Source organism: Burkholderia sp. Se-20378 (assembly GCF_017104665.1).
GTDB classification, from domain to species: Bacteria; Pseudomonadota; Gammaproteobacteria; order Burkholderiales; family Burkholderiaceae; genus Burkholderia; species Burkholderia lata.
Map to the genome: position 1 here is coordinate 1 of NZ_JAAGPG010000287.1, position 10,683 is coordinate 10,683.

Annotated in this window: 9 protein-coding genes and 1 tRNA gene; all 10 read right to left on the bottom strand. The window is 63.0% G+C overall.

What is annotated here, in order from left to right; genetic code table 11:
- Positions 1 to 195 precede the first annotated feature (195 nt).
- Complete coding sequence (locus G3N93_RS25205; RefSeq protein ID WP_011352503.1) at positions 196 to 564, bottom strand: hypothetical protein; 369 nt, start codon at positions 562 to 564, stop codon at positions 196 to 198.
- Positions 565 to 947: 383 nt separating this feature from the next.
- Complete coding sequence (gene cyoD, locus G3N93_RS25210) at positions 948 to 1,280, bottom strand: cytochrome o ubiquinol oxidase subunit IV (RefSeq protein WP_206134185.1); 333 nt, start codon at positions 1,278 to 1,280, stop codon at positions 948 to 950.
- The gene (gene cyoC, locus G3N93_RS25215) at positions 1,281 to 1,889 is read right to left on the bottom strand and encodes a cytochrome o ubiquinol oxidase subunit III (protein ID WP_011352505.1); all 609 of its coding nucleotides are present in this window, start codon (positions 1,887 to 1,889) and stop codon (positions 1,281 to 1,283) included.
- Complete coding sequence (cyoB, locus tag G3N93_RS25220; protein ID WP_174986929.1) at positions 1,889 to 3,895, bottom strand: cytochrome o ubiquinol oxidase subunit I; 2,007 nt, start codon at positions 3,893 to 3,895, stop codon at positions 1,889 to 1,891. Before cyoB ends, cyoC begins: the two co-directional genes overlap by 1 nt.
- 3 nt (positions 3,896 to 3,898) lie before the next feature.
- Positions 3,899 to 4,786, bottom strand: a complete 888-nt coding sequence (cyoA, locus tag G3N93_RS25225) for a ubiquinol oxidase subunit II (protein ID WP_206134186.1) — start codon at positions 4,784 to 4,786, stop codon at positions 3,899 to 3,901.
- 275 nt (positions 4,787 to 5,061) lie between these two features.
- Positions 5,062 to 6,591 carry a NuoM family protein gene (locus G3N93_RS25230; protein ID WP_174941923.1) on the bottom strand — a complete coding sequence of 510 codons (1,530 nt, stop codon included), beginning with the start codon at positions 6,589 to 6,591 and terminating at the stop codon, positions 5,062 to 5,064.
- Positions 6,592 to 7,064: 473 nt separating this feature from the next.
- Positions 7,065 to 8,453 (bottom strand): hypothetical protein, encoded by a 1,389-nt coding sequence (locus G3N93_RS25235; protein ID WP_174943375.1) that lies wholly within the window; start codon positions 8,451 to 8,453, stop codon positions 7,065 to 7,067.
- A gap of 195 nt (positions 8,454 to 8,648) precedes the next feature.
- Positions 8,649 to 8,742, bottom strand: a tRNA-Ser gene (locus tag G3N93_RS25240).
- Positions 8,743 to 8,852: 110 nt separating this feature from the next.
- Positions 8,853 to 10,106, bottom strand: coding sequence for an aspartate kinase (locus G3N93_RS25245; RefSeq protein ID WP_174941919.1), 1,254 nt, complete (start codon positions 10,104 to 10,106; stop codon positions 8,853 to 8,855).
- Positions 10,107 to 10,448: 342 nt separating this feature from the next.
- On the bottom strand, positions 10,449 to 10,683 hold a 235-nt coding region (tilS, locus tag G3N93_RS25250; protein WP_206134187.1), incomplete at its 5' end, for a tRNA lysidine(34) synthetase TilS.

Here is a 10,683-nt window from a genome sequence, read left to right on the forward strand (position 1 = left end):
CGTACGGCGCGGCGGACGCGCGCACCGCCGGCCCGGGGCGAACCCTTCGTCATAGAGGCCCTGTCGGTCGAATGAGGGTAGTAACGAGGGACGATTCTACCCATTCAAGCCGGCGAGCCAAAAGAAAACCGCCACGCGGGCGGTTTCTTCACGAGCGGATCGGGGGGCGCGCATCAGGCAGGCGCGCCTTGTCGATCAGTGCCAGCCGTTGTGGCGGCCGTTGTCCCAGTGGCCACGATCGCCACGATCGCCGCCCCAGCCGCGGCCGTGATGGCGGTACCACTCGTCACGGCCCCAGTAGCGACGGCCGTCCCAGTAGCGGTCGCCATGCCAGCCGATCACGATGGTCGGTCCCGGCGCGTAGACAGGGGCCGGTGCGTAGACCGGCGCAGGCTGATAGACGACCGGCGGCGGAGGCGGCGGCGCATACACGGGTGCGGGCGCGACGTATACCGGCGCCGGAACGCCGAGATTGATCCCGACATTGACTCCCGCCATTGCTGCGCCCGACACGAGCAAGGCCGTCATACCGGTCAAGAGCGAGGCAACACGCAAGGTCTTCATGGATTCCTCTTCTGGTTGTGTCATGTGTGATTCGACTATAACGGCAAGCGCCGGTCCCGCATATTTCCACTTTGTAAGAACTGATGCGCGGCATCGCAACGGGAAGCTTGCGCTAACGTCTTGTAACAATCGACGGCCTGAATGCGGCATGCCGGCATCTTTCTGCCCACGCCCGCGCCCTTACCCATCGTCCGCATCTGGAACGGCGACATGCACCAAGCGCCGAATCATACTGCGTGTGCAGCGCCCCATCCCCCTTTCGCTCGCCGGTTTCCCCCCGCCTGCGTGCGCCGCGCGCCCTGATCGTGCCCGTCTTGCGGACGAAAAAAAAGCGGCACTCGCGTGCCGCTTTTCTGGTTGGCGCCCCCGCGCCGCAATGCCGCTCAGCGCGACATCATGTTCATGCTGACGTTGTGCATCACCCACAGCGTGCCGACGATCAGGATCGCCACGGTCAGCACCGTGTAGCTGAACGCCATCACGTTCCAGCGCTGGCCCGACGAGCCGTTCATGTGCAGGAAGTACACGAGGTGCACGATGATCTGCACGAACGCGAGCACCGCAAGTGCGATCAGCGACGCGTGCGGCGACAGCACGCCGCCCATCACGAGGCCGAACGATGCGGCCGTCAGCAGCACCGACAGGATGAAACCGGCGAAGTAGCCGCCGACACTGCCGTGCCCTTCTTCGAGTTGAGACGAATGCGAATGGGCCATTTAGATCACGCTCGCGAGATAGACAAAGGAAAACACGCAGATCCACACGATGTCGAGGAAGTGCCAGAAGAGGCTCAGGCACGTCAGTCGTCGCAGGTCGCGATCGGTCAGGTCGCCGCCGCGGAACACGATCTGCCCGGCGAGCACGATCATCCACAGCAGGCCGGCCGTCACGTGCAGCCCGTGCGTGCCGACCAGCGTGAAGAACGCCGACAGGAACGCGCTGCGCTGCGGGCCGGCGCCCTCCGCGATCAGGTGCGAGAACTCGCGCAGTTCCATCACGAGGAACGCCGCGCCGAGCACGAACGTCACCGCGAGCCATGCGAGCAGCGCGCCGCGTCGCTGCTTGTACGCAGCGAGCATCGCGAAACCGTACGTGATGCTCGACAGCAGCAGCGCGGCGGTTTCCACCGCGACGCCCGGAATGTCGAACAGGTCTTTCGCGGTCGGCCCGCCCGCATGCTGCTGGCCGAGCACCGCGAACGTCGCGAACAGCGCCGCAAAGATCACGCAGTCGGTCATCAGGTACAGCCAGAACCCGAACACCGAATGCGACGGCGGATGGTCGTCGTGCTCGAGCAGGGTTGCGCTCAAGGTTTTCTGCAACATCAGTTGGCCTCCAGTTCCACGTCGTCGACGCGCGCGGCCACGCGCTGCGTCGGCTGCTTGTCTTCGATCTTCCGCACCGTCGACGCGGGGATGTAATAGCCGTCGTTATCGCGCGAGCTGTAGATCACGAGCGTCGCGACGATCCCGACGAGCCCGCCGATCGCCATCCACCAGATGTGCCATACCAGCGCGAAGCCGAGCACCAGGCTGAAGATCGCGATCACGAGGCCCGCGCAGGTATTCGACGGCATGTGAATGTCGCGAATCGCTGCCGGGTTCGGCCGGCCTTCACCGCGTGCCTTCATGTCCGCATACGCGTCGAGCGTGCGCACTTGCGGGATCACCGCGAAGTTGTAGTCGGCCGGCGGCGACGAGGTCGCCCATTCCAGCGTGCGGCCACCCCACGGATCGCCCGTCGTGTCGCGGTACTCGGGCAGGTTGCGGTTGCGGATGCTGACCACCAGCTGCAGCAGTTGGCATGCAATGCCGATCGCGATCAGCACGGCGCCGAATGCGGCGACCAGCAGCCACGGATGCCAGGCCGGGTTGTCGTAATGGTTGATCCGGCGCGTCATGCCCATGAAGCCGAGCACGTAGAGCGGCACGAATGCAACGTAGAAACCGATCTGCCAGAACCAGAACGCCGCCTTGCCGAGCTTCTCGTTCAGCTTGAAGCCGAACGCCTTCGGGAACCAGTAGTTGAAGCCCGCGAGATAGCCGAACAGCACGCCGCCGATGATCACGTTGTGGAAGTGCGCGATCAGGAACAGGCTGTTGTGCAGCACGAAGTCCGCGCCCGGAATCGCCATCATCACGCCGGTCATGCCGCCGAGCGTGAACGTGACCATGAAGCCGATCGTCCACAGCACGGGCGTCGTGAATTCGATCCGGCCGCGATACATCGTGAACAGCCAGTTGAACACCTTCACGCCGGTCGGGATCGCGATGATCATCGTCATGATGCCGAAGAACGCGTTCACGTTCGCACCCGAGCCCATCGTGAAGAAGTGGTGCAGCCACACGAGGAACGACAGCACCATGATCGCGCAGGTCGCGTACACCATCGTCTTGTAGCCGAACAGCGGCTTCTTCGCGAACGTCGAGATGACTTCCGAGAAAATGCCGAACGCCGGCAGGATCAGGATGTACACCTCCGGGTGACCCCATGCCCAGATCAGGTTCAGGTACAGCATCGCGTTGCCGCCGGCTTCGTTCGTGAAGAAGTGCATGCCGAGGTAACGGTCGAGGCCGAGCAGCGCGAGCGTCGCGGTCAGGATCGGGAACGACGCCATGATCAGCACGTTCGTGCAGAGCGCGGTCCACGTGAACACCGGCATCTTCATCAGCGTCATGCCCGGCGCGCGCATCTTGATGATCGTCACGAAGAAGTTCACGCCCGTCAGCAGCGTGCCGACGCCCGAGATCTGCAGCGCCCACAGGTAGTAGTCGACCCCTACCCCCGGACTGAACTGCAGCTCCGACAGCGGCGGATACGCGAGCCAGCCCGTCTGCGCGAATTCGCCGATCACGAGCGAGACGTTGATCAGGATCGCGCTGACCGCCGTCATCCAGAACGACAGCGAGTTGATGAACGGAAATGCGACGTCACGCGCACCGATCTGCAGCGGCACGATCAGGTTCATCAGGCCGACCATGAACACCATCGCCATGAAGAAGATCATGATCACGCCGTGTGCCGTGAAGACCTGGTCATAGTGGTGCGGCGGCAGGTAGCCGGGCCCGTTGTACGAGAGCGCGAGCTGCATGCGCATCATGATCGCGTCCGCGAAGCCGCGCAGCAGCATGATCAGCGCGACGATGATGTACATCACGCCGAGTTTCTTGTGGTCGACCGTGGTCAGCCATTGCGTCCACAGCCATTTCCACCGGCCGGAGATCGTCAGCGCGGCGAGAATGCCCAGCACGACCAGCCCCATGAAGGCACCGGCCCCCATGATGATGGGCTGATCGAACGGGATCGCCGAGAGTGTGAGTTTGCCGAACATGCGTTACCCCTTCGTGCCGCAGGCGGCGTCCTTCAGGTCGAGGACGTGGCCATCGTTGTATTTCGCGATGATGTTGTGGAAGAGCCGCGGATCGACCGACGAGAAGTAGCGCACGGGCGCCTTCTCGCTCGGCTGCGCGACGGTGCCGTACACGGTCGCGTCGAGCCGGTCCGGCGACGCCTTAACCTTCTGCACCCATGCGTCGAACTGTTCGCGCGGCTCGGCGAGCGTGCGGAACTTCATGTCGGAGAAGCCGCGGCCGCTGAAGTTGGCGGACGTGCCCGCATAGTTGCCGGGCTCGTCGGCGATCAGGTGCAGGCGCGTCTGCATGCCGGCCATCGCGTACACCTGGCCGCCGAGCTGCGGGATGAAGAACGAGTTCATCACCGAATCCGACGTGATGCGGAAGTTCACCGGCGTGCCGACCGGAATCGCGAGCTGGTTCACCGACGCGATGCCGAGTTCCGGATAGATGAACAGCCACTTCCAGTCGAGTGCGACGACCTCGACATCGATCGGCTTCACCGACGACTCCAGCGGCTTATACGGGTCGAGCTCGTGCGTGGTCTTCCACGTGAGCACGCCGAGGAACAGGATGATCAGCGTCGGCACCGTCCAGATCACGACCTCGATCACGGTCGAGTGCGACCAGTTCGGCGCGTAGGTGGCGTTGCGGTTCGATGCGCGGTAACGCCACGCGAACCACAGCGTGAGCAGGATCACCGGCACGACGACGATCAGCATCGCCCAGGTGGACGTCGCGATCAGCGCCTTTTCGGCAGCACCTACGCTTCCTTTCGGATTTAGTACATCTAAATTACAGCCTGACAGGCTCAAAGCCGCGCCGATCGACATCAGCGCCACTCCACCTTTTGAAGCTCTTCTTTTCATCACACAGCCCGAGGGTCATTGAATCCGTTTGCGTATGCCCGATGCGCATTCGATCCACGAAAGTGGCCGAATCATACGTCGCGCGAGTGCGATGAAAAACCAGCTAATGCGGAAAATCATCATTGCAGAATCTGCTGTGAGACAGATTGTCGCGGGGCAATTTCACGCAGCCGAAGGCCGGCCCGGCGCTGCCTGCGCCGGACCGCGATCGGATCGATGTGTGTGCAACGACCGCACCGCCGTGCGATGCGTCCCGCTCGCGCGACGTGCCGCGATCAGCCGCGCGTCGATGCCATGTACGACGGCTGCGGCTGCGCAGGGCCGTCCCCGGTCGGCAGCTTCGAATGACTCGCGTCTTCGATCAACCGTCCGACGGTCGGATCGATCGCGTCGGTGAACGGCTTCGGATAGACGCCGACCATCACCACGACCAGCGCGAGCGACGCGAACATCACGATCTCGCGACGGTTCAGGTCGGCGAGCTTGCCGATCAGCGGGGTCTTGACCTTGCCGAACACGACGCGCTTGAGCATCCACAGCGTGTACGACGCACTGAGGATCAGCGTCAGCGCCGCGATGGCGCCGATCCAGAAGTTGAAGCGGATCGCGCCCATGATGACCATGAACTCGCCGACGAACCCCGACGTGCCCGGCAGGCCGACGTTGGCCATCGCGAACAGCACCGTGAAGGTCGCGAAACGCGGCATCACGCCCGCCACGCCGCCGTACGCGGCAATCTCGCGCTGCTTCGTGCGATCGACGAGCACGTTCACGCACAACAGCATCGCGCCCGCGACGAAGCCATACGACACGAGCTGCACGATCGCGCCTTCGACGCCGATCCGGTTGAACAGGAACAGCCCGAGCGTGACGATCCCCATGTGCGCGACCGTCGAATACGCGAGCAGCTTGCCGAGATCGGTCTGCGCGAGCGCGATCAGGCTCGCATAGACGATCGCGAACAGCGACAGCGCGATCACGGCCGGCGCGAAGAAGTGGCTTGCATCGGGCGTGACCGGCAGCGCGAAGCGCAGGAACCCGTAGCCGCCGAGCTTGAGCATCGCGAGCATCAGCGCGGCGCCGGTCGGGCCGTCGGTGTAGACGTCGCTCAGCCACGTGTGGACCGGCCACATCGGCACCTTGACCGCGAATGCGGCGAAGAAGCCCAGGAACACCAGCAACTGCGGCGCGAAGCCGAGCTGCAGCGTGCGCCATACGGCCATGTCGAACGTATGCGACTGCGCGTACAGGTACAGCATCGCCATCAGCAGCAACAGCGAGCCGGCGAACGAGATGAAGAAGAACTTCACGGCCGCGTACACGCGACGCTCGCGCCCCCACGTGCCGATCAGCAAATACAGTGGGATCAGCGTTGCCTCGAAGAAGATGAAGAACAGCAGCCCGTCCTGTGCGACGAACACGCCGACCATCAGCCCCGACAGGATCAGGAACGACGCGTAGTACTGCGCGACGCGCACCGTGACCGATTCCCACGACGCCACCACCACCACGAGCGTCGTGAACGCGGTCAGCACGACGAGCCACAGCGACGCGCCGTCGATGCCGACCCGCCATCCGGAATTGAATGCGGCCAGCCAGTTGCGGCTTTCGACGAACTGCATCGCAGCCGAGTGTGCATCGAAGCCGGCAACCAGCGGCACGACCGCCGCAAGCCCCACCAGCGCGCCGACGAGCGCGATCAGCCGTGTACGGCGTGGATGATGGTCGGAACCGGCGCGCAGCAGGCACGCGCCGAACAGGATCGGAGCCCAGATGGCCAGGCTCAGGAAGGGGAAATCATGCATGTCAACAAGGCCTTGATGAAGTCGCGCACTGCATCGGGGACAGGCGAGACGAAAGGAACGAAATCAAATCGACAGATAGATTTCGTGAATCGCCAGTGTTGGCAAAATGTAAAGCGGCATCACCGGAAAACTTGACGCCGCTCAAACGCGATCGGGTTAACCAGCATAAGGCGATTGATTATTTTCTGCAGCGCAGCAGAGCATTGATTTTCGCCGTCATCCTATGACGCTGATTTTTATGAGTAATTTTTTGTATTGCCCGATCAGGCCGATCGTGAAAATCGACGCAGTGCCGCATTTTTGACGCCGGCAGGCCAATCCTGAGGGTCTAACCAAGCCGATTGGCGCGTGGCAATGCAGCGCGTGCACGCCCCTCGATTCTTACACCTATGCTTTCATTTTTATTTCATTCTGCTTTGCGCAGTGCAGGTCGAGCGAATGGCCGCTCCCCTCGCCCTTCATGCCGGCGCCCGCTATCGCTGATGACTCAGACGATCCCATATGCGCATCGTCACCGCGCGATAGTGGCCGTGTTGCGCGGGAAAATGGACGAAGCGGCTGTCGCGCGTGGCATAGACCGGCGACGACGCGAGCGTCATCGCATCGACGATATGGCGCGCATCGATCATGCCGGACTCCAGCAGCTCCACAAAGATCGCCTGTTGATCGCCGCCGCTCGCGTAGACCGACGAACGATCGCCGAAACCTTCGATGCGCACGCACATGCGCTCGACGAGTTCGCGCATCGGCGCCACGTTGCGCACGCCGATCATGCACGAGTTGATCGCCCATGCCGTGTGATCGGTACCGATCACGAAGTCGCGGCCGTCGATCGTGTCGTCGACTGGCCGACTCTGATCGATCGCCAGGATGTCAGCATCGACCCAGAACACGAACGCGTGATGCGGCAGATGTTCGCGAATCAGATGCAGCTTCGCCCAGTTCGCATCGATTCCGTCCGGCAGAAATGCGGGCGGTTCGCGATACGCGTGGTACGCGTAACCATGCCGCGTACAGTATCGAACGAAGTTCTCCTCGTGCAGATCGCCATAGCCCGCGATATGCGACGTATGCAGGCTCACGAACGCAATTCGCGCCTGCGGATTCACATGCCGCTCCGCATCGCGCGTTCTCTGCTGCGCGGCACGCCAGTCGTCCATTGCGTGCGGGCGATCGCCGCGCTGGTATCGCTCGGCATCGTCGACGAGCGCCTGCACATAGCGGAAGTCGTAATCGGCAGCCGGCACCCAGACGCCATCCACCTGCCGCCACTCGGGCGCCTGATGCGCGACGAGCGGCCGGGCACCCGCGATCGAATCGATCGCGAGCCCGTCGCTCCAGATCGTCTGGACCGATGCGAAATGACCGTTCGCGAGCGGCATGTCGAACGGCAGCGGCGAAAAGTGCTCCGCCAGCAGCGTCGCCTCGCACGCGTGCCGCCGCTCCGGAAGGTACATCGCCCATTTGCCCAGTTCGACCACCAGCTTGCGCAACTGCTCGCGCACGCCAGGCACGTTGCGAAAGATCATGCCGCTCGCGGCGGGCAGCGCCGACTTCGACGTCTGCGTCGTGACGATCGCGTCGTAGCCCTGTGCGACATCCTGCAGCGCCTGCGGGTCGAATACGACGGAGAACGGATCGAGCACGAGCAGCAATGCACCCGGCTCCATCGCGACGAGCTGCGCGACGATCGCGTGATATTTGTGCAGGACCGGCTGGCGCTCGCCATACACGTGCATGCCGTCGACCGTCACGTGTCGGTAGCCGTGCAGCTGCGCATAGCGCGCGTGGTTGTCGACAAGCCCGTCGACAGGCCGATGAGAAAGGACAGTCAGAACAGAATGCGGGCTGGCCAAGCGCATCACCTCGAGTCACAACGAACGATAGGCGATATGTAACCCACTATCGCCGTGCAAGTCGAGTACTCATTGCATGACCGGCCACCCCGCCCGACGGACGGATGGGATCCGGCCGCGTCGCGCATCCGGCGCGCGATAGCGCCGGAAAAAGAAAAAGCCCCGCAAGTCCTAGAACTTGCGGGGCTTTGTCACCGCTTTTGGCGGAGACGGAGGGATTCGAACCCTCGATCCAGGTTTTGGCCCAGATGCTCCCTTAGCAGGGGAGTGCCTTCGACCTCTCGGCCACGTCTCCCAAACTTTCGCTCGCACCAGGGAGGCAGTGCGACGAGAACGAAATAGTATAGGGTTTCGAACCGTACGTCAATTTCCGTGATGCATTTTCTTCAACGCATCACGAAAAATTCACGATGCCTGGTCGAGTTCGAATGCCTTGTGCAGCGCGCGGACGGCCAGCTCCATGTATTTCTCGTCGATCAGCACCGAAATCTTGATTTCGGACGTCGAGATCATCTGGATGTTGATGCCCTCTTCCGACAGCGTGCGGAACATCTTGCTCGCGACGCCCACGTGCGAACGCATGCCGACGCCGACGACCGACACCTTCGACACCTTCGGGTCGCCCTGCACGTACTCGGCGCTCACGTGACCCTTCACCTGGTTGGTGAGGATGTCCATCGCCTTCTGGTAGTCGCCACGGCCGACCGTGAACGTGAAGTCGGTCTTGCCCTGGACGCTCTGGTTCTGGATGATCATGTCGACGTCGACGTTCGCATCCGCGACCGGGCCAAGGATCTGATACGCGATGCCCGGCTTGTCGGGCACGCCCATCACAGCAATGCGTGCTTCGTCGCGCTGGAACGCGATGCCGGAAATGACTGCCTTTTCCATGGTCTCGTCTTCTTCAAAAGTAATCAGGGTGCCCGAGCGCATTTCTTCGTCGAGCGCAATCAGCGGATCGGTCAGGCTCGACAGCACACGCGTCTTCACCTGGTATTTGCCGGCGAATTCGACCGAGCGGATCTGCAGGACCTTCGAGCCGAGGCTGGCCATTTCCAGCATTTCCTCGAACGTCACGCGATCGAGGCGTCGCGCCTCTTCGACGACGCGCGGATCGGTCGTGTAGACGCCGTCGACGTCCGTATAAATCAGGCACTCTTCGGCACCCAGCGCAGCCGCGACCGCCACCGCCGACGTATCCGAGCCGCCACGGCCCAGCGTCGTGATGTGGCCGTCCGGATCGACGCCCTGGAAGCCCGTGATGATCACGACCTTGCCTGCATTCAGATCAGCCTTCACGCGCTCGTCATCGATCGAGTGAATGCGCGCTTTCGTAAACGCGCTGTCGGTCTTGATCGGCACTTGCCAGCCGGCGTAGCTCACGGCCTCGACGCCGATTTCCTGCAGCGCGATCGACAGCAGGCCGACGCTGACCTGCTCGCCGGTCGACGCGATCATGTCGAGCTCGCGCGGGCTCGGCTGGCTCGAAATCTCTTTCGCAAGACCGAGCAGACGGTTGGTTTCGCCGGACATCGCCGAAGGCACGACCACCATCTGGTGCCCGGCCTGATGCCATTTTGCGACGCGTTTCGCGACGTTCTTGATGCGCTCGACCGAGCCCATCGAAGTGCCGCCGTATTTGTGTACGATGAGTGCCATTGTCGTTCTGAACTGGAGGAGAAACCGCACGGGCGCGCTGGGCAGGCCGCGTAGCCGTTCGGTCACGCGGCTTGTGGCTGTGGACGGACGACGAGGGGGACGGCTGGGACGCAACACGCAAGCGTGACGGATTTTGCCCGGAAGGCCGATCAGGCCGCGCAAACCGGGTACGTCACGCGGAAAACCTGCACAAATCGCTCAAAAATCGAGCCGAGCAAACGTCCGAGCGTACCCGATAGAGGCCCGCTTGACAAGCCGCTCGCGGCGTCCGGGGCCGTTCCGGCGCTGTTTACCAAATGGTGAAAATGCGCGCGCCATCGCGCCATCGTCAGCCTGCCGCCATCATGCGATCAGCAGGTCCGGACGCCACTCGATCCGGCGCCACGCGCCATCATCGGACGCCCCACCGTCGGAGCCGACATCGCGGTTCACGCCAAGGCGCGGCACGTAGATCAGCGAATCACCGGCGAACAGCAACGGCACGTCGCGCTGCCAGGCGGGTACACCGCGCTCCTGGAACAGGTTCTTCAGCGTACGGCCCGGGCCGCCCGGCGACGTGCGCATCCGCTCGCCGCCC

Excerpts from the sequence above, each read along its gene's own strand:
- G3N93_RS25205 (WP_011352503.1), bottom strand. The coding sequence starts at position 564 with ATGAAGACCTTGCGTGTTGCCTCGCTCTTGACCGGTATGACGGCCTTG.
- cyoD (WP_206134185.1), bottom strand. The coding sequence starts at position 1,280 with ATGGCCCATTCGCATTCGTCTCAACTCGAAGAAGGGCACGGCAGTGTC.
- cyoC (WP_011352505.1), bottom strand. The coding sequence starts at position 1,889 with ATGTTGCAGAAAACCTTGAGCGCAACCCTGCTCGAGCACGACGACCAT.
- cyoB (WP_174986929.1), bottom strand. The coding sequence starts at position 3,895 with ATGTTCGGCAAACTCACACTCTCGGCGATCCCGTTCGATCAGCCCATC.
- cyoA (WP_206134186.1), bottom strand. The coding sequence starts at position 4,786 with ATGAAAAGAAGAGCTTCAAAAGGTGGAGTGGCGCTGATGTCGATCGGC.
- G3N93_RS25230 (WP_174941923.1), bottom strand. The coding sequence starts at position 6,591 with ATGCATGATTTCCCCTTCCTGAGCCTGGCCATCTGGGCTCCGATCCTG.
- G3N93_RS25235 (WP_174943375.1), bottom strand. The coding sequence starts at position 8,453 with ATGCGCTTGGCCAGCCCGCATTCTGTTCTGACTGTCCTTTCTCATCGG.
- G3N93_RS25245 (WP_174941919.1), bottom strand. The coding sequence starts at position 10,106 with ATGGCACTCATCGTACACAAATACGGCGGCACTTCGATGGGCTCGGTC.